We start from the raw sequence: 20,520 nt of genomic DNA, 5'->3' as shown, positions 1-20,520 counted from the left end.
CAAGAGGCCCTCACCCTCACCCTAACCCTAACCCTCTCCCGCAAGCGGGATAGGGGACCGTTCGGCGCAGGAGGAAACCATGGTGTCAGCCGGAACGGACGGCTCCCTCTCACTTGGGAGAGGGTTGGGGTGAGGGGAAAGCGCAGACACAGACCTTCCAGAAGAAGACAGTTGCGCCTACGAGATCCACTCAGCCACGCGCCATCTTGCCGCGCTTGACTGAGACGAAGCTGATCCGTGACGTGCCGCCGTCCAGTTGCCACTCGGCCAGCGCCAGGGGCTGGCCAGAATCGGCAGCGCCCCCATCAAGGCACATTTCAGAGAAGGCATCGTTCCTCCAGAGCGGGTCGCCCCGCTCCGTGGAACGTACCCGTCATTGGTTGGGCAACTCATCCGCCTGGGGCATCAGCTGGCATCCTTCGCGCGCGCCGAGCCAGGCGGCAGTCTGGGTACTGCCGAGGCCGCGGGCGGTCACCCGCTTGCGCGCTTCGTCGTCGAAGAATCCACTGGTCGGCACGTACTGCTTCGTATAGGCCCGGCAATAGTCCGTCGTGTTCCCCATGACGTAACGGCAGGAGCAGTACTCCTTGGCGGTGTAGGCGCCGATGATGCCGGGGAAGGCCGCCAGGTGGACGCGGTTCTGCCAGGCCGTGGCGGCGAGCATGAGCAACAGCAGGACCAGTGCGGTGAGGACCGGATGACGGCGGATCATGGCTGCACCTCCCCGTGGGCGAAGGCCGCCTGGGCGAGCTTGAGGAAGGCGTCGTGCTGGTAGCTGCCGTCGCGGTCGTCGGCGTAGCGCACGATCACCAGTTTGTCCTCGGGAATCACGTAGAGCGCCTGGCCCCAGTGGCCGAGGGCGGCGAAGGTATCCTCCGGCGCGCTTGGCCAGGGCGCCGGGGCGCCGGCCATCGCGCGGTTCAGCCACCACTGGCCGCCGGGTACCGCTTCGCCGGGCTTTTCCGCCTGCGGCTTGTAGTGGGGGAACGGCGCGAGGACGAACTGCATCCAGGCCTGCGGCAACAGCTGGCGATCCTTCCAGCGCCCGCCGCGCTGCATCAGCAGGCCGATGCGCGCCATGTCGCGGGCGGTCATGTAGGCGTAGGAGGAGCCGACGAAGGTGCCGCTGGCGTCGCGTTCCCACACCGCCGACTGGATGCCCAGCGGCTGGAACAGCGCTGTCCAGGGATAGTCCGCGTAGGCCTGCGCTCCGACCATCTGCCTGAGGGTCGCCGAGAGCACGTTGCTGTCGCCGCTGGAATAGCGGAAGCGCTGCCCCGGGATCGCGTCGAGCGGGAAGTCGGCGGCGAATTTCGCCATGTCGTCGCGACCACGGGTGTAGAGCATCGCCACCACCGAGGAACGCACCGGGGCGTACTCGTAGTCCTCCTGCCAGGCCAGGCCCGAGGCCCAGTTGAGCAGGTGGCGCATGTGGATATCGCGGTGCGCGGCGAACGGCGCATAGTGGCTGGCCACCGGGTCGTCGAGCTGGAAGCGGCCCTCGCCGAAGGCCACGCCGAGCACGCTGGCCATCACGCTCTTGCTCATCGACCAGGCCAGGTGCGGCGTCTGCGCGCTGGTCGGGCCGGCGTAGCGTTCGTAGATCAGTTGGCCGTCGCGGATCACCACCACGGCGTCGGTGCGCACGCCCTTGCGGGTCGCGTCGTCGCGGGTGGGGAAGGCGTAGTTTTCGAAGGCCTGGACGGCGGCGCCACTGGGCGTGGCGCCGTGGGGCCAGTCGGCCTCGGGCCAGGTATCGGCGCCATGGGCATGGCCACCGAGCAGGCAACTGGCGAGCGCCAGGGCACGCAACAGCGGCCTGCGCGGGGAAAAGCGCGGGAAGGTGGGCATCGGGGGGCCTCTTGTTATCGGGTCGGCCCGCACCCTAGCACGGCGAAGATGACGGAATAAGCGCCGATCGTGCCGAGTTCAAGGACGATTGGCGCAATCGGTCAGCCCCCGTTCACGATCTCGCGAGCTGGAGCAGAACAAGGCAGAAACAGGCGAGGATGCGGAGGGTAAATAAGCAGTACTCGCCTGTTGCCAACGCAGTTATGCCGACGCGCAGCAGATCGTGGACTGGGGCTCAGCGCGGTACCTGATAGTCCTCCGGCCCCAGCAGGTCCATGCCGCACTGCAGGTTTTCGATCCAGTAGAGGAAGGCGCTGATCATTGCCTTGCCGACGAAGGGACGGCCGTGCTGCGGGACGATCATCTCGACTTCCATGCCGCGCACCATCGAGGCCCACAGCCGGGCGACCTTGTTGGAGGCCATGTAGCGGCGGTGGAAGCCTTCCATGTGCGGCAGGTGGGCGGCGAAGTCCTGCACGGGGCTGGCGTCGTCCACCAGGGAGGCGCCCATGTCGCCGGAGAAGAGGATCTTGCTCACCGGGTCATAGACCTGGAAGTTGCCCACCGAATGCAGGAAGTGCGCGGGGATCATCTTCAGCTGGCAGCGCCCCAGTTGCACGGACTCGCCACGGTCGGGCAGCGGGATGACCCGGTCATAGGTGGAGATGCCGTGGCTGACCGCCAGGTAGTTGGCCGTCAGGTGCGGCAGGAAGCGAGCCCAGAGCTTGGAGCAGATGACCTTGGCGCGGGTGTGCAGCAGCCACTTGTCGAGCGCGGCGATGATGTCCGGGTCCTGGTGCGAGGCGAAGATGTAGTCCAGCTCCTGCAACGGGAACAGCTTGGACAGCTCGAGCGACAGCGGTGTGTAGGTGAGGTCGCCGCCCGGGTCGAGCAGCAGGCGCTTTTCGTGATCGACGATCAGGAACTGGTTGGACTGCACCCCATCGCCACTCACCAGATCGTCGAAACACAGGCACTGGTGTTTGCCGTCGTCGAACAGCACGATGGGTTCGCGTCGCATGGGGGGATTCCTGTCGAGAGTAGTGGGCGGGAAACAGTGGGTAGCCGTGCGGAAATTTCTGAGTACGACCGCAGAAACGGCCGCAAAGGCTAACCACCCCGCCCCCGGCGCTCACTGACCTGGATCAAGCCCCAACGCCACGCGCGCTTTCTCCAGGCGCTTGGCCCGCGCCGCACCGGCGATCGCCAGGACGCCCCGGTCGCGCTTCCAGGCCGTCGCCAGCGCCGGATCGGCCGTGGCGAACGCGGCATCCAGCGCCGCCGACAATCCCTCGAACTGGCTGAACACCCCAGCCAGCAACAGGTGGGTTTCCGCCTGGCTGGCCGACTGCCGGCTCACTTCCGCACAACCGGCCAGCACACCAACCAGGCGCAGCGTCAACTCCGCCGGCCAGCGCAGCTCGTTGGCCAGGCCGTAGAGCCAGGCGCAGATGGCCGCCAGTACATGGGTGTCCTCCAGGGTGCGGAAGGGTTTGCTGTAGCTCTCCCAGCCATCGCCGGGCAGGCGCTCGCAATGGGCGCCGTCGAGTAGCAGGCGGGCGTGGGGAATGTCCGGCAGCAACGGCAGGGCAGGCAGCGGCGCAAGCTTCGCCCCGGGCGCGCCGGCCTGCACCACGGTCATCGCCAGGCGCGGGGCTTCGCCCTCGTATTCATCGCGCGCCGCCACCAGCCACCAGGCCGCGCGGTCGGCGGCGGTGGCGAAGTCTTTCTGGCCGTGCAGCACCAGGCCGTCGAGGCGGGTCTGCAGGTCCGCCGGGCGCACGCTCTTCTTCTCGGTCACGCACAGCGCCCCCAGGCTCAGCGGCGCCGCCGGCCAGAGTGCGCGCAAGGCGCCCTGGTAACCGGCGAGAAAGGCCAACCCCGGGGTAGCCGCCAGGCGCCCGCCGAGCACCGCCAGTTCGAAGCTGCCGACAGTGCCGGCACGCTCGAGCAGCTCGGCGTACCAGTCGTCCAGGGGGACTCCGGCGGGCAGTCGTTCCTGCGGGCCGAGCAGGCATTTCCAGGGCATTGCGGCGCTCCTTCTTCAAGCCATTCGTCGTTGTCATACAAGCATCACCGCGCCGTCATGGGGGTGACACCGCTCATTCCTAGCCTGAGCTTGCACAACAAAGCCGACCGGCCGCAACCCGCATGGCCGGCTCACGGAGGCCTCGCATGAGCCAGATCGCCCTCTCCTGTGACACCCCGGCAGAACGCCGTCTAAAGGCCGTGCGTCTGCGCGGCGCTCGCGCCCTGCGCGAAGCTCAGGCCCTGCGTTACCGCGTGTTCAGCAGCGAGTTCGATGCCCAGCTCAAGGGCGCGGACCAAGGCCTGGACATGGACGACTACGACCGCCACTGCGCCCACATCGGCGTGCGCGACCTGAACACCGGCGCGCTGGTGGCCACCACCCGCCTGCTCGACCACCGCGCCGCGCAGCGCCTGGGCCGCTTCTACAGCGAGGAGGAGTTCGCCCTCGACGGCCTGGACAACCTGCAGGGCCCGGTGCTGGAAATCGGCCGCACCTGCGTCGCCCCCGACTACCGCAATGGCGGCACCATCGCCGTGCTGTGGAGCGAGCTGGCGGAAGTGCTCAACGAAGGCGGCTACCGCTACCTGATGGGCTGCGCCAGCATCCCCATGCGCGACGGCGGCATCCAGGCCCGCGCCGTGATGCAGCGTCTGCGCGACCGTTACCTGTGCCAGCAGAACCTGCGCGCCGAGCCCAAGACTCCGCTGCCGCCCATGGAGGTGCCGGACAACCTCACCGCCGAGCTGCCGCCGCTGCTCAAGGCCTACATGCGCCTGGGTGCGAAGATCTGCGGCGAGCCGTGTTGGGACCCGGACTTCGGCGTCGCCGACGTGTTCATCCTGCTCAAGCGCGACGAGCTCTGCCCGCGCTACGCCCGCCACTTCAAGGCGGCGGTGTGATGCGCAGCCTGCGCGCCTGGCTGCGCGTCGCCCGCCTGATGCTGGTGCTGACGCTGGGCCTGGCGCTGGCCTGCTTCGTCAGCCTGCTGGAACGCCTGCCCGGCTGCGACTGGATGCCCCTGCGCCAGCGCCTGACGCGCTGGTTCCTGGCGCGCCTGAGCGCCGCCCTGCCCTTCGAGGTCAAGGTGCACGGCGAATTGCCCGGCCAGCCGATGCTGTGGGTTTCCAACCATGTGTCCTGGGTCGATATCCCGCTGCTCGGCGCGCTACTGCCGCTGACGTTTTTGTCCAAGGCGGAAGTGCGCCAGTGGCCGGTGGCCGGCTGGCTGGCGGATAAGGCCGGCACCCTGTTCATCCGCCGCGGCTCGGGCGATTCGAGGATGATCAACGCGCAGTTGGCCACGCACCTGTCGCGCGGCCGTTCGCTGCTGGTCTTCCCGGAAGGCACGACCACCGACGGCCAGGGCCTGCGCACCTTCCACGGCCGCCTGATGGCCAGCGCCATCGAAGCCGGGGTATCGGTGCAGCCGGTGGCGCTGCGCTACCGCCGCGACGGCCAGGCGTGCGAGCTGGCCCCCTTCATCGGCGACGACGACCTGGTCAGCCACCTGCTGCGGCTGTTCGGCAATGATCGGGGCGTGGTGGAAATCCATCTGCTGCCGGCGCTGTCCAGCGCCCACCAGGACCGCAATCTGCTGGCGCAGCAGGCGCGCAGCGCGATCCACGCAGTGGTTTGCGAAGCTCAGGAAGAAACGGCCATCGCGGCCGCTGCGGCTTGAAGAAATCAGGGAAAGCAGGAAGGAATTGGAGCCCGCCGTAACCGACGGCCGGCGGGTTCCCACTCTGACGAAACGGCTTTCGAACTGCGCCGGGCGGCACCCTCGAGCCGCCCGGTGAAGCCTGAAAACAGCCTCTAGGCGCCGGCCTCCGGCGGCACGACCAGGATGTCACAATCCAGCTCGCGCAGAGCGTAGTCGGCAACACTGCCGATCAGGGCACGCTTGATCCCGCCCATGCCCCGAGTGCCCATGACCAGCAGATCAGGCCGATGCTTGTCGACCATCCGCTGCAGCACATTGCCCGGCAGCCCGACGGCCACCAGTTGTTCATCGATGCGATCTTCCAGCTGCTCGTCGCGCAGGAAGGCCTTCAGCTCGTCCACGGCCTGGCGCGTCTCGGTGCTGACGAACTCGTCGACCCGCTCCTCGCTGACCCCGGAGTACTGCATCATGCCCTTGGCCATCGGGCTGAAGGCGTAGATCCCACGGCGCACGGCACCGTCGAGCAGGCCCAGCGCCCCCGCGACATTCACCGCGTTGGCCGAAGCATGGGATGCGTCCAGCGCCAGCAGCAGGTCGCGGTATTCACCGTTCGCCGGCTGGTTGACCACCAGCACCGGCAACTGGCCGGCACGCAGTACGCGTTCCACCGTGGTGCCGACGAAGATGTCGCGCAGCACGCTCTTGCGATGGGCGCCCATCACCAGCAATTCGACATTGCGGCTCTTGGCTGCGGCGAGAATCTCCTGATTCGGATCGCCGCGCTCGACCATCAGTGTCGGGCTGCTGCCAGCCAGTTCGGTGAGCTCGACGAGGCGCGCCTCCAGCATCATCTTGACCTGGGTCGCCTCCTGCTCGACCAGTGCGGCCGGCTGGTCCTCATCGACTACGTAGAGCACGGTCCAGGGACAGGCGAAGCGTTTGGCGAGTGCCGCCGCGCGGTGCAGAGCCTTTTCCGAACGGCCAGACAGATCCGTTGCGACCATTAACGACTTCATATTGCTGCTCCTCTCGTCGTCCTTCAGATGCATCCATTGCACACGCTCCGGCGCGTCAGGAGGTTGACGCACATCAAGTCAGGCCGGACCGCCCATCGATTCCGGCAGACTTCTGACGAAGGACTGCAGTTCAGGGTAGAACTCGCGGAAGTCAGCGCTCAAGGGCAGGTACAAGCGCTCCAGTTCTTCCCAGGCGCCGTCCAGCAGGGACGGACGCGACAGGCGCCGGGACATCCCGAACACCACGTCCTGCAGCACCTCGAACTGCCGATAACTGCCCAGCCAGTCCTGCGCGGCCATGCGCGGTGCAATGCGCGCCAGACGCTCCGGCAGGCCGGGCGTGCGGCCCAGTACACCGTAGACGCGATGGGTGAACTGCTCCAGCGGCTCCTCGGAGAAACGCCCCCAGTCGCGGGCCAGGCAATGGTCGAAGAACACGTCGAGAAGCACGCCGGCCATGCGCCGGCGCTCCTGCGGGAAGCGCGTCTTGGCAATGTGTATCAAAGGGTGACTGTCGGTGAAGGCGTCGATGCGCCGGTGCACCCGGATGGCCGCCTCGATGTCCGCGGGCCATTGGCCGGCAAGCGGGCCTTTGACGAAGTCGCCGTAGAGGCTGCCGAGCAGTTGGGCGGGCCGGTCGCCACCCAGATGGAGATGCGCGAGGTAGTTCATGGGAAAGAGAGTAACGCGGAATCATCCAGCCCTGCGCGAATGAATGCCCTCGCGAAACAGGTGGGCGGGATTCGTAGGAGCAACTGTCTGCTTCTGGACAGCCAATGCGTAGGCTATCCCCCTCACCCCAACACTGGCAGCGCGCCCCGCTCCCCAGGGAGAGGGAGCTGTCCGTGCCGGCTGAGGCCGAGAATTCCTCCTGCACCGAACGGTCCCCTCTCCCCCTGGGAGAGGGTTAGGGTGAGGGCCGACCCGAGCGCAGATGTATCTCGCAGGAGCAGACCTTGTCCGCGAAGCGTTCAGCGTGCGCCGGCTTCGCGGAGAAGCTCCGCTCCTACAAAAGCACGCCCGGCACGAGGGAAATCATCGCGGACGAAGTCCGCTCCTACGACGGTGCCGAAGGCTAATATCACGTGTGTCGATCATTACTATCGCGCCAAACGAATTCATATCGTTTTTCACCGATATATAGTTCGTCTCAACGCGATATACCGATGTGCCCATGACTGAACACACCAATCTCGATCTCGACGAAATCTTCAAGGCCCTGGCCCACCCGGTGCGGCGCGACATGCTGCACTGGCTCAAGGACCCGGAGCGCTACTTCGTCGAGCAGGAACACCAGTCCTTCGAGATCGGCGTCTGCGCCGGCAAGTTCGACCAGCGCACCGGTCTGTCGCAATCCACCGTCTCCGCGCATCTGGCCACCCTCCAGCGCGCGGGCCTGGTGACCAGTCGAAAAGTCGGCCAGTGGAACTTCTTCAAACGCAATGAAGAAACCATCCAGGCCTTTGTTCGCCACCTGAGCGAAGCGCTGTAACCCCGGCTACTGCCAGCCACCACACAATTCATTTTCCAGGAGCAGGCGCATGCCCACTTCGCTTCTCGTCCTCGCTTTGTCCGCGTTTGCCATCGGCACCACGGAATTCGTGATCATGGGCCTGTTGCCCGAGGTCGCGGGCGACCTCTCCGTGACCATTCCCGCCGCCGGCTGGCTGGTCAGCGGCTATGCCTTCAGCGTTGCCATCGGCGCGCCGATCATGGCCCTGCTCACCGCCCGCCTGCCGCGCAAGACCGCCCTGCTGATGCTCATGGGCATCTTCATCCTCGGCAACCTGCTCTGCGCGGTGGCCGCTAACTACGGTCTGCTGATGCTGGCGCGGATCATTACCGCGCTGTGCCACGGCGCCTTCTTCGGCATCGGCTCGGTGGTCGCCGCCAGCCTGGTGCCGGCCAACCGCAAGGCTTCCGCCGTCGCCCTGATGTTCACCGGCCTGACCCTGGCCAACGTGCTCGGTGTGCCGGCTGGCACCGCGCTGGGCCAGGTCGCCGGCTGGCGCTCGCCCTTCTGGGCCGTGACCCTGATCGGTGTGTTCGCGCTGATCGGCCTCTGGCGCGTATTGCCGAAAAAGCACGACGAGGAAGCCGTGGACATGCGCAAGGAAGTCGCCGCGCTGCGCAACGGCCCGCTGTGGCTGGCGCTGGGCACCACCGTGCTGTTCTCGGCGGCCGTGTTCGCCCTGTTCACCTACGTCGCGCCGCTGCTGGGCGAAGTCACCCAGGTGTCGCCGCGCGGCATCACCTGGACCCTGGTACTGATCGGCCTCGGCCTGACCCTGGGCAACATCATCGGCGGCCGCCTCGCCGACTGGCGCCTGGGCACGACCCTGGCCGGTGTGTTCGCCACCATGGCAGTGGTCTCCACCGTGCTGAGCTGGACCAGCGCCTCGCTGATCCCGGCCGAGATCACCCTGTTCATCTGGGCCGCCGCCGCCTTCGCCGCGGTGCCCGCCCTGCAGGTCAACGTGGTGCGCGTCGGTCAGTCCGCACCGAATCTCGTCGCCACCCTGAACATCGGCGCCTTCAACGTCGGCAACGCCATCGGCGCGTGGATCGGCGGCAGCGTCATCGACCACGGCCTGGGCCTGACCCGCGTGCCCCTGGCCGGCGCCGTGCTCTCCGTACTCGCGCTGATCGCGGTGATGATCGCCTTCAGCGGCAAGCCCAACCAGACCCAACCCGTCCTCGATTGATCCTCCACCCTCACGCCCCGGAGTAACGCAATGACCACGCTTTTCGACCCTATCGTCATCGGTGACCTGGAACTGCCCAACCGCATCGTCATGGCCCCGCTGACCCGCTGCCGCGCCGACGAAGGCCGCGTGCCCAACGCGCTGATGGCCGAGTACTACACCCAGCGCGCCGACGCTGGCCTGATCCTCAGCGAGGCCACCTCGGTGACCCCGATGGGCGTCGGCTACCCGGACACCCCCGGCATCTGGTCGGACGACCAGGTGCGCGGCTGGAGCAACATCACCAAGGCCGTGCACGCCAACGGCGGGCGCATCATGCTGCAGCTGTGGCACGTGGGCCGCATCTCCGACCCGCTGTACCTGAACGGTGAAACCCCGGTGGCGCCGAGTGCACTCAAGCCGGCCGGCCACGTCAGCCTGGTGCGCCCGATCAAGGAATTCGTCACCCCGCGCGCCCTGGAAACCGAAGAGATCGCCGACATCGTCGAGGCCTACCGCCAGGGCGCAGAGAATGCCAAGGCCGCCGGTTTCGACGGCGTGGAAATCCACGGTGCCAACGGCTACCTGCTCGACCAGTTCCTGCAGAGCAGCACCAACCAGCGCACCGACCAGTACGGCGGCTCCGTCGAGAACCGCGCCCGCCTGCTGCTGGAAGTCACCGACGCCGCCATCGAGGTATGGGGCGCCGGCCGCGTCGGCGTGCACCTGTCGCCGCGCATGGACATCCACGACATGGGTGACACCGACCCGCTGGCCACCTTCGGCTATGTGGCCCGCGAGCTGGGCAAGCGCGGCGTGGCCTTCATCTGCACCCGCGAGAAGGCCGGCAACGACAGCATCGGCCCGAAACTGAAGGAGATCTTCGGCGGCGTGTACATCGCCAACGAGAGCTTCACCAAGGAAACCGGCACCCAGTGGCTGGCGAGCGGCAAGGCTGACGCAGTCGCCTTCGGCGTTCCCTTCATCGCCAACCCGGACCTGGTGACCCGTCTGCAGAAAGACGCCGCCTGGAACGAGCCGCGCCCGGAAACCTTCTACGCCAAGGGCCCGGTCGGCTACCTGGATTACCCGCGCCTGTAACGGCGGGTTCCAGCGTCAATGAAAAGGGCGCCTTCTTTTGAAGGCGCCCTTTTTGTTTTCCGAGCCGGGCGTCTCAGGAAGCGTCGTTTTGTAGGAGCGGATCTTATCCGCGAAATCGGCGCCATCCTGCGGGACTTCACGGACAAGGTCCCTCCTACAAGATCAAAAGCCCCTCACCCTAACCCTCTCCCGCAAGCGGGAGAGGGTACCGTTCGGAGCAGGATGAAGCCTAAGCGTCAGCCGGCACGGACGGCTCCCTCTCCCTCGGGAGAGGGCTGGGGTGAGGGGAAACGCAGACACGAACTTTCCTGAAAAAGGCAGATGCCCCTACACCCAACGCATTGGCACGACGCAGTCGTTGCGGCTCCTGGACAACCGATACCCCGTCGTCGCACACCGAGTCGCCTCCGCACAGCCCTTGCAACTCCCGCAGGCCGCCGGCTCGGGCGCGATCTTTTCCACCACGCCCATCGCCAGCAAGCGCTCCAGCAGCGCTTCGAGCAGAGCCCTCGAGGCACCAAGACGTTGGGCCAGGATCGGCACGTCCGCCTCGCCCATCTCGCCGAGCAGGTTGCGCACCGCGATTGCCGTGGCCATCAGTGGCAACTCCCCGCCGGTGCAGCGCGCAACTTGCGCTCGCCATCCAGCTCCAGCCCACGCCGACCGACCCAGCGCAGAATCAGGAACAGCACCAGATTGAACGCCAACACCAGACCGATGGCCACGATGCTGTACTGCGGGTGCTCGGCAAAGCTGAAGACCTGGTAGCAGAGGGTCGCCAGCGAGTACGCCACGTTCAGGCCCCAGAACACCGCGAAGGTCATCCAGCCGCGGCCGCTTTCACGGGTCAGCGCGCCAAGGGTCGCCACGCAGGGCACGTAGAGCAGCACGAACACCAGGTAGCTGTAGGCGGCCAGGGGGCTACCGAACTTGGCGGCGAAGGTGCCCATGGAGCCCGCCTCCATCTCGCCATCGGCCATGCTCGCGGCCACCGGGTTGGCCAGCACGCTGAGGCTGAAGGCGTCGTGCAGGCCGTCCAGCGTATCCGCGCCGGCCTGCTTCAGCTGGCCCCAGAGGTCGTAGGCGTCGGCATCGAAGGCTTCGCCCTGGATGTGCTCGGCGGTGTACAGGGTGTTCAGCGTGCCGACCACCACTTCCTTGGCCAGCGCACCGGTCACCAGGCCGACCGTGGCCTGCCAGTTGTCCTCGTGTACGCCCATGGGTTTGAGCAACGGCGTGACCTGGTGGCTGAGGCTGGACAGCGCCGAGTCGGCGATGTCGCCCTGCACCGGGCGGCCGTCGAGGGTGACGCTGTTGAGCCCGCCGATCACCAGGCTGACCAGGATGATCACGGTGCCGGCGCGGACCACGAAGGCGCGCAGGCGCATCCAGGTCTGCAGCAGCAGGCTGCGCAGGTGCGGCACGTGGTAGAGCGGCAATTCCATGACGAAGGGCGAGGCATCGCCACGCATCAGCGTGTGCTTGAGCAGCAGCCCGGTCAGCACCGCGACGACGATGCCCAGCAGGTACAGCGAGAAGATCGCCAGCGCACCGTTCTGGCCGAAGAACGCAGCGGCGAACACGGCAAAGATCGCCAGCCGCGCGCCGCAGGACATGAACGGCGCCATCATCGACGTCATCAGGCGCTCGCGCGGGTTGTCCAGGGTGCGGGTGCCCATGATCGACGGCACGTTGCAGCCGAAGCCGACGATCAGCGGCACGAAGGATTTGCCCGGCAGGCCGAGGGCCTGCATCAGCCGGTCCATGACGAAGGCGGCGCGGGCCATGTAGCCGGAGTCTTCGAGCAGGGCGAGGAACAGGTACATCAGGCCGATCTGCGGGATCAGCGGCAGCACCGCGTTGATCCCGCCGCCCAGGCCCTGGGCCAGCAGCGCGGTGAGCCAGTCCGGCGCGCCGGTACGGGCGCCCAGCCACTGGATGCCGTCGATGAACAGCGCCGAGGAACCCTGATCGAAGATCGGCTGCAACGCACCGCCCAGGGTGATGGCGAAGAAGAACATCAGGTACATCACCAGGAGGAACACCGGGATGCCCAGCCAGCGGTTCAGCGCGAAGCGATCCAGCACCAGGGTCAGACGGTGCGGCGTGGCCTCGCGGTGGTTGCTGGCGCGTTCGCAGAGTTCGCCGATCAGCCGGTAGCGCGCGTCCACCAGCAGCAGCTCCGGGTCTTCTCCGCAGGCGCAACGGATCGCGTCACGGGCGGCCAGCAGGCGCGCAGGGTCGAGCTTGAGCTGGCGGGCGCTGTGCAGGTCGCCTTCCAGCGCCAGCAGGGCCAGCCAGCCGTCGGAGGCAGGCGCGCCGGCCGGCAGCAATTGTCTCACTGCCTCGCGCAGTGCCTGTGGATAAGGCACCTGCAAGGGCTGTTGCGGCGCCAGCGCGTCGATGGCGGCCTTCAACGCGTCGATGCCTTCGCCACGGGTCGATACCAGCGGCACCACCGGGCAGCCGAGCTCCCGCGCCAGCGCCTCGCGGTCGATGTTCAGACCCTGGGTGCGGGCGATGTCGAGCATGTTCAGGGCGACCACGCAGGGCAGGCCCATCTCGCGCAATTGCACGGTGAGGTACAGGTTGCGTTCGAGGTTGGTGGCGTCCACCACGTTGACCAGCACGTCCACTTCGCCATCGACGATGCAGCGCCGGGCGATTTGCTCGTCGAGGGACGCCTGGGTGGAAATCGTGGTCAGCGAATAGGTGCCGGGCAGGTCGATCAGCCGTACCGGCTGGCGCGCCGTGCGGAAGCTGCCTTCCTTGCGCTCCACGGTAACGCCGGCCCAGTTGCCGACCCGCTGGCGGGCGCCGGTGAGCTGGTTGAACAGGGTGGTCTTGCCCGCGTTGGGGTTGCCGATCAGGCCGATGCGCAGTTCGTCCATGTGGCTCAGTCCTGCGGGGCGAGGTCGAGGAAGGCCAGGTCGCGGCGGCGCAGCACCAGGCTGCACTGGCGGGTGTCCACCTGCACCGGATCGCCCAGCGGCGCCACGCGACGCACGTGCAGCTCCGCGCCGGGCAACAGGCCCATGGCGAACAGACGCTGGCGGAAGGCCGCGCCGATTCCGGGCCGATACCCCGTGATGCGGTAGCGGCGATGCGCTTGAACAGGGTGCATGGGATGCCTCCGGGCGAAAGTGCCTGCTGAGGAGAATCGGAATGACTCTCATTTGTCAGGCATTATTCGCCTCGTCTGCCGGCCGAAAACTGATCTGCGGCAAAACTTGCGGTCGGTACTCACAAGGGGGGATCGCACAAACAAAAAGCCCCCGCTCCGGAAGAGCGAGGGCCTGTGCGATTGCGCCAGCGCTTCGGGTCAGCGCGTGCTGAGCTGCTGCTGGAGGTTCTGCACCTGCTGCTGCAGGGTGTTGATGTTGCGCATCACCTGAATGCGGAAGACATCGAACTCCTTGGTGTCGCTGTTAGCCTGGCCCTGGCGGCCATCGACCTCGGAGCGCAGCACCAGCAGATCGTCCTGCAGGCTCTTGATCGCCTGGCTCTGGTTGCCCTGCTTCTTCAGGCTGGCGATCTCGGTGTTGAGCCCCTGAATCTGCTGGTTGGCGGCGGCCAGGTCACTCTGCATGTTCTTGAACTTGGCCTGTTCGTCGGAGAGGGACTTGAGCTTGCCGTCGAGCTGGGCAATCAGCTGCGCGGCGCTTTCCTGCTGAGCCTTGAGGTCGGCACTGACCTGCGCCAGACGCTTGCCCTGGGCGCCATCGAATTCGGACAACGAGGTCTGCTGCGCCTTGGCCTGCTCGGCCAGGCGGCCCTGCAGTTGCTTGACCTGCAGCTTCAGCGCCTCGCGGTCGCTGGTGCCGTTGGATTCGTTGGCAACGAACTTGCCGCGGATGTCATCCAGGCGGCCGGCGGCCTCCTCGCTGATCTTGGCGAAGCTCTCCTGCGTGGCGATCAATTGCTGCTCCATCAGCATCAGCTGTTGATGGCTCCACCAGGCCACGCCGCCCAGGGCAATCGCCATCGCGGCGACCAGCGCCCACAGCGGGCCGGTGCTGCCGCCGCGCTTCACCGGCTGGGGCAGCGGGCGACCGCTGGGCTCGACCACACGGCGCGGGTGATGCCCGAACTCGTCGCGGTCGGAGGCGTCGGTGGAGAGGCTGGGCACATCATCGAATTCGTCGAACGAGTCGTTACGCATGGAGTAAACCTGTGGGGATAAAGCGGCGTGTTGCCTGCGCAACGCGCAGTATATCCGTTCAGGCACAGGCGTGAGCAGCGTGCCATCACGGAGCGCGACGCACCGCGTCGGCGCACAGAAGACCGCATTGTGCGAGGCGCAGTTCCCTGGACGACCCGCCAGTAGTGGCTTTGCGACACCGTGGCACGCGCCTTGCTCCCGCTCCAGGTACTCGGTGCCGCTTGGGCGCCCTTCGCGAGGGGAGGAAGTCGGGTGATCGAACTCAACAAGGCCATCCTGGACTGCATGCGCGACCTGCGCCGCCGTCTGCGTGAAGAACAGGCGCTGGACATCCAGTTCCAGCACAGCGATGCCATCGAGCGGATGCTGCGTGCCTGCGCCGGATCGGAGCGGGAGGACACGCGCCAGCTGGGCGAGCGCCTCAGCGCACTGAGCGGCGTGAAGCTGCCCCGCGTGGTGCAGGAGCCGAGTTTCCTGCCGATGCAGGGCGGCGAGCGGCACTACACAGGGCCATTGCGGGGCTGAACGTAGGGCGCATAACGCTCCGCGTTATACGCCGATTGGCCTTGGTGCTGCGTCGCTCGGGATCGGGCAGGAATTGATTGGCCAGGTTCAGCCATGGCGACGGATTTGAGTCGGGTGTATCGGCGTATAACCGCGAACGGTTATACGCCTTACGCCAGCCAACCTTTCACGCGCCGCGCAGACGCCACCAATCGCAGAACTCATCCAGCGCGTCCCACAGGCTGGCCTGTGGGTCATAGTCGAGGTACTGGCGGGCGCGGGAAATATCCAGGGAGAAATCCTTGGCCATCACCGCCATGCCAAGGCGATGCAGGGTCGGCTCTGGGCGCCCCGGCAGCACCTTGCACACGCCTTCGTTGAGCAGCGCCAGCGTGTACGCCAGGGGATAGGGCATGTGCTGCGTCACCGGTGGCAACTCCAGGCGGCGCATCACGTAATTGACCACATCCCACAGCGGCAGCGGCTGGCCATTGCTGATGTTGTAGGCCTGGCCGAGCGCGGCGTCGTCCGCCATCAGGCTGGCGAACAGCGCATCGTTGAGGTTCTGCACGCTGGTGAAGTCGACCTTGTTCAGGCCCTGGCCGATGATCCGCAGGCGGCCCTTGCGGTGCGCGGCGATCAGGCGCGGGAAGATGCTGGTGTCGCCGGCGCCGGTAACGAAGCGCGGGCGCAACGCCAGCACTTCCAGGCCGAATTCCTGCGCTCCTAGGGCGACCAGTTCGGACTGGTACTTGGTCGAGCCGTAGTGGTTGGCGAAGCGCTTGGGCACCTGCTCTTCATTGATGCCGACATGGGACTGGCCGTCGAAGTAGATCGACGGCGACGACAGGTGCACCAGGCGCCGCACCTTCTGCTTCAGGCAAGCCTCGACCACCGACTCGGTCATCACCACGTTGGCCTGGTGGAAATAGTCGTGACTGCCCCACACGCCCACCGCACCGGCGCAATGCACCACGGCATCGACGTCGCTGCACAACGAGCGCACCAGCGCCGGGTCCGCCAGATCGCCGGCCATGAACTCGGCGCCACGCGCCACCAGCGGCTGCAGCGCCTCGGCGCGCCGTCCGTTCACCCGCACCGCCAGCCCCTGCTCCAGGGCGAAGCGGGCAAAGCGCCCGCCAATGAACCCGCTGGCTCCGGTGACCAGAATCTTCATGCACGCCACTCCTGTTCTTCTAATGCGGCGACTCTAGCAGCCGCCACAGCGTACTACCCTGGCCTTGTACGCCAGAAACGAATCCTTGCAGACCGCACGGCCGCTCCAGGGTTGCACGACTTGCGGTCGGTGACAGCCAGGGGGCGAATGGAACTACGCTCTAGGAATTGGTTTTTCACCGAGAGCAGACCATGAGCAAGCCCCACTGGATGATCTACGGCGCCAACGGCTACACCGGCCGGCTGGTGGCCGAACAGGCGCAGCGCGAGGGCCTGGCGCCAATCCTCGGCGGCCGCAACCCCGCCAGCCTGCACGCCCTGGGCAGCACGCTCGGCCTGGAGTGCCGGGTCTTCGACCTGAACGACAGCGCCGCCACCCAGGCCGCGCTGGCGGATGTCGCGGTGCTCGCCAACTGCGCCGGCCCCTTCTCCGCCACGGCCGCGCCGATGATCGAGGCGTGCATCGCCAGCGGCACGCACTACGTGGACATCACCGGCGAGATTGCCGTGTTCGAGCACGCCCACGATCTCGACGAGGTCGCCCGTGCGGCGGGCATCGCGCTCTGCCCCGGGGTGGGCTTCGACGTGATCCCCACCGACTGCGTGGCCGCCTGCCTGAAGGAGGCCATGCCGGAAGCCATCCACCTGGCCCTGGGCTTCGACAGCGGCAGCGGGCTGTCGCCGGGCACCGCCAAGACCACCGTGGAAGGCCTCAAGCTGGGCGGCAAGGTACGCGAGTCCGGGCGCCTGCGCGAGGTGCCGCTGGGCTACAAGCGCCGCGACATCGACTTCGGCCGGGGCCTCAAGCACGCCGTGACCATTCCCTGGGGCGACGTGGCGACGGCGTTCTTCTCCACCGGCATCGGCGACATCGAGGTCTACCTGCCGGTGCCTCCCGCCGCCGCCATCGGCATGCGGGTGATGGATACCTTCCGTCCGCTGCTGGGTCACGACCGAGTGCAGAACTGGCTCAAGGAGCAGGTGGACAAGCGCGTCCACGGCCCCGACGAGATGGCCCGCGGCAAACTGCGCACCTGGGTCTGGGGTGAAGTGCGCAATGCCCGTGGCGAGCGCCGCACGGCGCGGCTGGAAACCGCCAACGGCTACGACGTGACCATTCACGGCGTGCTGTTCGCGGTCCGTCACCTGCTCGCCCAGCCCGAGTCCCGCGGCTACTTCACCCCGTCGAAACTGTTCGGTGCACGCTGCATCGAGCAGTTGCCGGGCAGCGGCAAGATCGTCATTCGGGGTTGATCGGCACCAGCAGCCTCGGCGCCTTCGCCAGCAGGTGCCGGGTCAGGGCGGCGAGCAGTTCGCCGCCGTTGCGCCAGTGGTGCCAGTAGAGTGGCACGTCGATCACCCGCCCCGGCAGCATGTCCACCAGTTCGCCGCGCTCCAGTTCGCCCCGTACCTGCTGTTCGGGCACCAGCCCCCAGCCGAGGCCGCCGCTGGTCATGCGCACGAAGCCTTCGGACGACGGGCACAGGTGATAGCTGAAGTGGCCGTCGACGCCGAGGCTCTGCAGATAACGGTGCTGCAACTGGTCGTCCGGGCCATAGACGATGGCCGGGGCGCGCACCAGGTCCGTCGGCGTCACGCCCTTGGGGAAGTGCCGGGCGATGAACCCGGGGCTGGCGAGACCGCGATATCGCATCGCCCCCAGCGGCTCGCTGCGCCCGCCGGCCACCGGTCGCGGGCTGGCGCAGACGCACCCGGCCACTTCGCCGGCGCGCATGCGCTTGAGGCCGACCTCCTGGTCCTCCACCACCAGATCCAGCAGTACGTGGCGCTCGCCGCAGAAGTCGCCCACCGCCTTCGCCCACCAGGTCGCCAGGCTGTCGGCATTCAGCGCCAGGCGCAGGCGCTCGGGCGCCGCGCCGTCGTCCAGCGCCGGCACCCACTGCTGCAGGTCGCCCTCCAGCAAGCGCACCTGCTGCACATGGTTGAGCAGACGCCGGCCCAGATCGGTCGGCTGCGGCCGCGCCGCCCGCACCAGCACCGGTTGGCCGACCCGCGCCTCGAGCAGCTTGATGCGCTGGGAAATCGCCGACTGCGACAGCCCCAACACCTGGGCACCGCGCTCGAAGCCACCCTGCTCCACCACGGCGGCCAGGGCGGCGAGCAGCTTGTAGTCGAACATGATCAGTTTCCCTAATGAGACATCAGCAACATTGGTTTTTCTTATACAACCGAACACTCGACAATCGCCAGCATTCCCCTTCTTCGATGGACCTTCCCCATGGCTGGCGAAACCTCCCTGGCCGCGCTGCTGCGCGGCATGACCCCGGTACTCAACGACGGCGAGTACGTGTTCTGCACTCTGCCCGACGGCCGGCTGCCGGTCGGTTTGCAGCCGCTGGGCAGCTTCCGCGAGCGCGAGGGGCTGACGCTGATCCTGCCGCGCGCCGAGGCCGAACGGGCCGGGCTGGGCTTCGACTACGTCGCCGCCTGGCTGACCCTGGAGGTGCATTCCGCGCTGCAGGCGGTTGGCCTCACCGCGGCCGTGGCGACCGCCCTGGCGAAGGCCGGGATCAGCTGCAACGTGATCGCCGCCTGGTACCACGACCACCTGTTCGTCGCCCACGCCGACGGCCCGCGCGCGCTGGACGTGCTGCGCGCCCTCGCCCTCAATCCAGAAGGAATCTGAGCCATGTGGCAGAGCTACCTGAACGGCCTGCTGGTCGCCGCCGGCCTGATCATCGCCATCGGCGCGCAGAACGCCTTCGTCCTCGCCCAGAGCCTGCGTCGTGAGCACCACCTGTCGGTGGCGGCGCTGTGCGTGCTGTGCGACGCCATCCTGGTCAGCGCCGGGGTATTCGGCCTGGCCAGGATCCTCGCCGAGAACCCGACGCTGCTGGCCGTCGCCCGCTGGGGCGGGGTGACCTTCCTGCTCTGGTACGGGCTCAAGGCGCTGCGCCGGGCCATTGCCCCCGAGGCCATGGGCGATGGCGGGGAGACCGGTCCGCGCTCGCGCCGTACCGTGCTGATGGCGGCGCTGGCGGTGACCTTGCTCAACCCCCACGTCTACCTCGACACCGTGCTGCTGATCGGCTCCCTCGGCGCCCAGCAGGCAGCCCCCGGCGCCTACGCCATGGGCGCGGCCAGCGCCTCGCTGCTGTGGTTCTTCACCCTTGCGCTGGGCGCCGCCTGGCTCGCCCCCTGGCTGGCGCGGCCAGCCACCTGGCGCCTGGTGGACCTGATGGTGGCGGTGATGATGCTGGGCATGGCGGCGCAACTGGTGTTCGCAGCCTGACGGGGAAAAAGGTCGAACGACGATTCGTCATCCCGGTCGGAGCATAGTGAGGGGCGCGCGCAGGCGTAGCCCCTGCCGCACGGCCTTTGACCCTACAGATGCTGCGTGGATATGCCCAGGGTCGGGTGCTATGATCCGACCTTCGCGGCGCCGGAAGCCACGGCTTCCGGACGCAACTGGCGCGCTGCCCTGGTCCCTTGCGGACGCATTGCAGCTACGCCCGGATGCCGCGACAAATACTTCAACCGGCCCCGTGTACCGGTCGCGCGTTCGCCGCGCTAGCCCAGACTGAGTGAGATAGGAGAGAGAACATGGCTTTCGAATTGCCGCCGCTGCCTTACGCGAAGAATGCCCTTGAGCCGCACATTTCCGCGGAAACCCTGGAATACCACCACGACAAGCACCACAACACCTACGTCGTGAACCTGAACAACCTGGTTCCGGGCACCGAGTTCGAAGGCAAGAGCCTGGAAGACATCGTCAAGACCTCTTCCGGCGGCATCTTCAACAACGCCGCCCAGGTGTGGAACCACACCTTCTACTGGAACTGCCTGAGCCCCAACGGCGGTGGCCAGCCCACCGGCGCCCTGGCTGACGCCATCAACGCTGCCTTCGGTTCCTTCGACAAGTTCAAGGAAGAGTTCAGCAAGACCTCCATCGGCACCTTCGGCTCCGGCTGGGGCTGGCTGGTGAAGAAGGCCGACGGCTCCCTGGCCCTGGCCAGCACCATCGGCGCCGGCTGCCCGCTGACCAGCGGCGACACCCCGCTGCTGACCTGCGACGTCTGGGAACACGCCTACTACATCGACTACCGCAACCTGCGTCCGAAGTATGTAGAAGCGTTCTGGAACCTGGTGAACTGGGACTTCGTAGCGAAGAACTTCGCTGCCTGATTCCCCCCAGCGTGACCTTGGAAACCCGGCCTTGTGCCGGGTTTCTTCGTTCTGTACGCGCAAGAACCAGGGGTCGGCTAACCTGAAAGGCCTAGGCTGTCAAAAATGCAACGATGGCCCTTTGACGCCATAGCGCCAATTGCCAATACTCAGACCAGTCTTTCGCCCCCGGCGATGAACAAGGAAAG

General features: G+C 67.0%; 22 protein-coding genes. 10 read left to right on the top strand and 12 right to left on the bottom strand.

Annotation, left to right across the window (positions count from 1 at the left end; genetic code table 11):
- Positions 1-373: 373 nt before the first annotated feature.
- The 4 genes from ACNFBT_RS00355 to ACNFBT_RS00340 form a co-directional block, all read right to left on the bottom strand.
- Entirely contained in the window at positions 374-712 is a 339-nt protein-coding gene (locus ACNFBT_RS00355; protein ID WP_416745415.1) for an amidase, read from the bottom strand.
- Positions 709-1,851: a serine hydrolase domain-containing protein gene (locus ACNFBT_RS00350; RefSeq protein WP_416745413.1), complete on the bottom strand. Its 1,143-nt coding sequence runs from the start codon at positions 1,849-1,851 to the stop codon at positions 709-711. The genes ACNFBT_RS00355 and ACNFBT_RS00350 overlap by 4 nt, the downstream gene beginning before the upstream one ends.
- A 235-nt stretch (positions 1,852-2,086) precedes the next feature.
- The gene (locus ACNFBT_RS00345) at positions 2,087-2,872 is read right to left on the bottom strand and encodes an MBL fold metallo-hydrolase (RefSeq protein ID WP_416745411.1); all 786 of its coding nucleotides are present in this window, start codon (positions 2,870-2,872) and stop codon (positions 2,087-2,089) included.
- A 111-nt stretch (positions 2,873-2,983) separates the two neighbouring features.
- A complete protein-coding gene (locus tag ACNFBT_RS00340; RefSeq protein ID WP_416745409.1) occupies positions 2,984-3,880 on the bottom strand; it encodes an acyl-CoA dehydrogenase in 897 nt (298 codons plus the stop codon).
- Positions 3,881-4,026: 146 nt separating this feature from the next.
- Between ACNFBT_RS00340 and olsB the strand changes: the two genes are divergently transcribed.
- Positions 4,027-4,782 carry an L-ornithine N(alpha)-acyltransferase gene (olsB, locus tag ACNFBT_RS00335; protein ID WP_416745407.1) on the top strand — a complete coding sequence of 252 codons (756 nt, stop codon included), beginning with the start codon at positions 4,027-4,029 and terminating at the stop codon, positions 4,780-4,782.
- Positions 4,782-5,561: a lysophospholipid acyltransferase family protein gene (locus ACNFBT_RS00330; protein WP_416745406.1), complete on the top strand. Its 780-nt coding sequence runs from the start codon at positions 4,782-4,784 to the stop codon at positions 5,559-5,561. The genes olsB and ACNFBT_RS00330 overlap by 1 nt, the downstream gene beginning before the upstream one ends.
- A gap of 134 nt (positions 5,562-5,695) precedes the next feature.
- Here the strand turns inward: ACNFBT_RS00330 and ACNFBT_RS00325 are convergent, their stop codons facing one another.
- Both ACNFBT_RS00325 and ACNFBT_RS00320 read right to left on the bottom strand, forming a co-directional pair.
- Positions 5,696-6,559 carry a universal stress protein gene (locus ACNFBT_RS00325; RefSeq protein ID WP_416745404.1) on the bottom strand — a complete coding sequence of 288 codons (864 nt, stop codon included), beginning with the start codon at positions 6,557-6,559 and terminating at the stop codon, positions 5,696-5,698.
- A 78-nt stretch (positions 6,560-6,637) separates the two neighbouring features.
- Positions 6,638-7,231, bottom strand: coding sequence for an ACP phosphodiesterase (locus ACNFBT_RS00320; protein WP_416745402.1), 594 nt, complete (start codon positions 7,229-7,231; stop codon positions 6,638-6,640).
- Between the two features lie 502 nt (positions 7,232-7,733).
- Between ACNFBT_RS00320 and ACNFBT_RS00315 the strand changes: the two genes are divergently transcribed.
- Genes ACNFBT_RS00315 through ACNFBT_RS00305 form a run of 3 tightly spaced genes read left to right on the top strand, consistent with a single transcriptional unit; the run spans position 7,734 to position 10,344 of the window.
- Complete coding sequence (locus ACNFBT_RS00315; protein WP_416745400.1) at positions 7,734-8,051, top strand: ArsR/SmtB family transcription factor; 318 nt, start codon at positions 7,734-7,736, stop codon at positions 8,049-8,051.
- A gap of 49 nt (positions 8,052-8,100) precedes the next feature.
- Entirely contained in the window at positions 8,101-9,264 is a 1,164-nt protein-coding gene (locus ACNFBT_RS00310) for an MFS transporter (protein WP_416745398.1), read from the top strand.
- Positions 9,265-9,294: 30 nt separating this feature from the next.
- Entirely contained in the window at positions 9,295-10,344 is a 1,050-nt protein-coding gene (locus ACNFBT_RS00305) for an alkene reductase (RefSeq protein ID WP_416745396.1), read from the top strand.
- A gap of 327 nt (positions 10,345-10,671) precedes the next feature.
- Here ACNFBT_RS00305 and ACNFBT_RS00300 read toward each other — a convergent pair whose 3' ends face one another.
- The 4 genes from ACNFBT_RS00300 to ACNFBT_RS00285 all read right to left on the bottom strand — a co-directional run bounded on the left by ACNFBT_RS00300 (position 10,672) and on the right by ACNFBT_RS00285 (position 14,506).
- Positions 10,672-10,941, bottom strand: a complete 270-nt coding sequence (locus ACNFBT_RS00300) for a FeoC-like transcriptional regulator (RefSeq protein ID WP_416745394.1) — start codon at positions 10,939-10,941, stop codon at positions 10,672-10,674.
- Positions 10,941-13,235, bottom strand: coding sequence for a Fe(2+) transporter permease subunit FeoB (feoB, locus tag ACNFBT_RS00295; protein ID WP_416745392.1), 2,295 nt, complete (start codon positions 13,233-13,235; stop codon positions 10,941-10,943). Before feoB ends, ACNFBT_RS00300 begins: the two co-directional genes overlap by 1 nt.
- A gap of 5 nt (positions 13,236-13,240) precedes the next feature.
- Positions 13,241-13,468 (bottom strand): ferrous iron transporter A, encoded by a 228-nt coding sequence (gene feoA / locus ACNFBT_RS00290; protein ID WP_370600035.1) that lies wholly within the window; start codon positions 13,466-13,468, stop codon positions 13,241-13,243.
- A gap of 198 nt (positions 13,469-13,666) precedes the next feature.
- Entirely contained in the window at positions 13,667-14,506 is an 840-nt protein-coding gene (locus tag ACNFBT_RS00285; protein WP_416745389.1) for an ATPase, read from the bottom strand.
- Positions 14,507-14,761: 255 nt separating this feature from the next.
- Here ACNFBT_RS00285 and ACNFBT_RS00280 point away from each other — a divergent pair, with 255 nt between their 5' ends.
- Positions 14,762-15,031: a hypothetical protein gene (locus ACNFBT_RS00280; RefSeq protein ID WP_416747143.1), complete on the top strand. Its 270-nt coding sequence runs from the start codon at positions 14,762-14,764 to the stop codon at positions 15,029-15,031.
- A gap of 166 nt (positions 15,032-15,197) precedes the next feature.
- Here ACNFBT_RS00280 and ACNFBT_RS00275 read toward each other — a convergent pair whose 3' ends face one another.
- Entirely contained in the window at positions 15,198-16,187 is a 990-nt protein-coding gene (locus ACNFBT_RS00275) for an NAD-dependent epimerase/dehydratase family protein (protein ID WP_416745387.1), read from the bottom strand.
- Positions 16,188-16,378: 191 nt separating this feature from the next.
- On the opposite strand from ACNFBT_RS00275, the gene ACNFBT_RS00270 reads away from it, so the two are divergent.
- Positions 16,379-17,440, top strand: coding sequence for a saccharopine dehydrogenase family protein (locus ACNFBT_RS00270; protein ID WP_416745384.1), 1,062 nt, complete (start codon positions 16,379-16,381; stop codon positions 17,438-17,440).
- Here the strand turns inward: ACNFBT_RS00270 and ACNFBT_RS00265 are convergent.
- The gene (locus ACNFBT_RS00265) at positions 17,427-18,332 is read right to left on the bottom strand and encodes a LysR family transcriptional regulator ArgP (protein WP_416747141.1); all 906 of its coding nucleotides are present in this window, start codon (positions 18,330-18,332) and stop codon (positions 17,427-17,429) included. The genes ACNFBT_RS00270 and ACNFBT_RS00265 overlap by 14 nt on opposite strands.
- 93 nt (positions 18,333-18,425) lie before the next feature.
- On the opposite strand from ACNFBT_RS00265, the gene ACNFBT_RS00260 reads away from it, so the two are divergent.
- From ACNFBT_RS00260 to sodB, 3 genes are all read left to right on the top strand, one after another.
- Entirely contained in the window at positions 18,426-18,833 is a 408-nt protein-coding gene (locus ACNFBT_RS00260; protein ID WP_416745382.1) for an ACT domain-containing protein, read from the top strand.
- A gap of 3 nt (positions 18,834-18,836) precedes the next feature.
- The gene (locus tag ACNFBT_RS00255) at positions 18,837-19,439 is read left to right on the top strand and encodes a LysE/ArgO family amino acid transporter (RefSeq protein WP_416745380.1); all 603 of its coding nucleotides are present in this window, start codon (positions 18,837-18,839) and stop codon (positions 19,437-19,439) included.
- A gap of 311 nt (positions 19,440-19,750) precedes the next feature.
- Entirely contained in the window at positions 19,751-20,332 is a 582-nt protein-coding gene (sodB, locus tag ACNFBT_RS00250; protein WP_152225940.1) for a superoxide dismutase [Fe], read from the top strand.
- The last annotated feature ends 188 nt before the right edge of the window (positions 20,333-20,520 follow it).

Origin of the sequence: Pseudomonas sp. NY15181 (assembly GCF_048068055.1) — a bacterium.
GTDB lineage: Bacteria > Pseudomonadota > Gammaproteobacteria > Pseudomonadales > Pseudomonadaceae > Pseudomonas.
Note: the sequence above shows the minus strand (reverse complement) of the source record. Positions and strands in the feature narration are given on the sequence as shown.

Bases quoted from the DNA above. Each gene is read 5' to 3' on its own strand.
- ACNFBT_RS00355 (WP_416745415.1), bottom strand. From the start codon at position 712: ATGATCCGCCGTCATCCGGTCCTCACCGCACTGGTCCTGCTGTTGCTC.
- ACNFBT_RS00350 (WP_416745413.1), bottom strand. From the start codon at position 1,851: ATGCCCACCTTCCCGCGCTTTTCCCCGCGCAGGCCGCTGTTGCGTGCC.
- ACNFBT_RS00345 (WP_416745411.1), bottom strand. From the start codon at position 2,872: ATGCGACGCGAACCCATCGTGCTGTTCGACGACGGCAAACACCAGTGC.
- ACNFBT_RS00340 (WP_416745409.1), bottom strand. From the start codon at position 3,880: ATGCCCTGGAAATGCCTGCTCGGCCCGCAGGAACGACTGCCCGCCGGA.
- olsB (WP_416745407.1), top strand. From the start codon at position 4,027: ATGAGCCAGATCGCCCTCTCCTGTGACACCCCGGCAGAACGCCGTCTA.
- ACNFBT_RS00330 (WP_416745406.1), top strand. From the start codon at position 4,782: ATGCGCAGCCTGCGCGCCTGGCTGCGCGTCGCCCGCCTGATGCTGGTG.
- ACNFBT_RS00325 (WP_416745404.1), bottom strand. From the start codon at position 6,559: ATGAAGTCGTTAATGGTCGCAACGGATCTGTCTGGCCGTTCGGAAAAG.
- ACNFBT_RS00320 (WP_416745402.1), bottom strand. From the start codon at position 7,231: ATGAACTACCTCGCGCATCTCCATCTGGGTGGCGACCGGCCCGCCCAA.
- ACNFBT_RS00315 (WP_416745400.1), top strand. From the start codon at position 7,734: ATGACTGAACACACCAATCTCGATCTCGACGAAATCTTCAAGGCCCTG.
- ACNFBT_RS00310 (WP_416745398.1), top strand. From the start codon at position 8,101: ATGCCCACTTCGCTTCTCGTCCTCGCTTTGTCCGCGTTTGCCATCGGC.
- ACNFBT_RS00305 (WP_416745396.1), top strand. From the start codon at position 9,295: ATGACCACGCTTTTCGACCCTATCGTCATCGGTGACCTGGAACTGCCC.
- ACNFBT_RS00300 (WP_416745394.1), bottom strand. From the start codon at position 10,941: ATGGCCACGGCAATCGCGGTGCGCAACCTGCTCGGCGAGATGGGCGAG.
- feoB (WP_416745392.1), bottom strand. From the start codon at position 13,235: ATGGACGAACTGCGCATCGGCCTGATCGGCAACCCCAACGCGGGCAAG.
- feoA (WP_370600035.1), bottom strand. From the start codon at position 13,468: ATGCACCCTGTTCAAGCGCATCGCCGCTACCGCATCACGGGGTATCGG.
- ACNFBT_RS00285 (WP_416745389.1), bottom strand. From the start codon at position 14,506: ATGCGTAACGACTCGTTCGACGAATTCGATGATGTGCCCAGCCTCTCC.
- ACNFBT_RS00275 (WP_416745387.1), bottom strand. From the start codon at position 16,187: ATGAAGATTCTGGTCACCGGAGCCAGCGGGTTCATTGGCGGGCGCTTT.
- ACNFBT_RS00270 (WP_416745384.1), top strand. From the start codon at position 16,379: ATGAGCAAGCCCCACTGGATGATCTACGGCGCCAACGGCTACACCGGC.
- ACNFBT_RS00260 (WP_416745382.1), top strand. From the start codon at position 18,426: ATGGCTGGCGAAACCTCCCTGGCCGCGCTGCTGCGCGGCATGACCCCG.
- ACNFBT_RS00255 (WP_416745380.1), top strand. From the start codon at position 18,837: ATGTGGCAGAGCTACCTGAACGGCCTGCTGGTCGCCGCCGGCCTGATC.
- sodB (WP_152225940.1), top strand. From the start codon at position 19,751: ATGGCTTTCGAATTGCCGCCGCTGCCTTACGCGAAGAATGCCCTTGAG.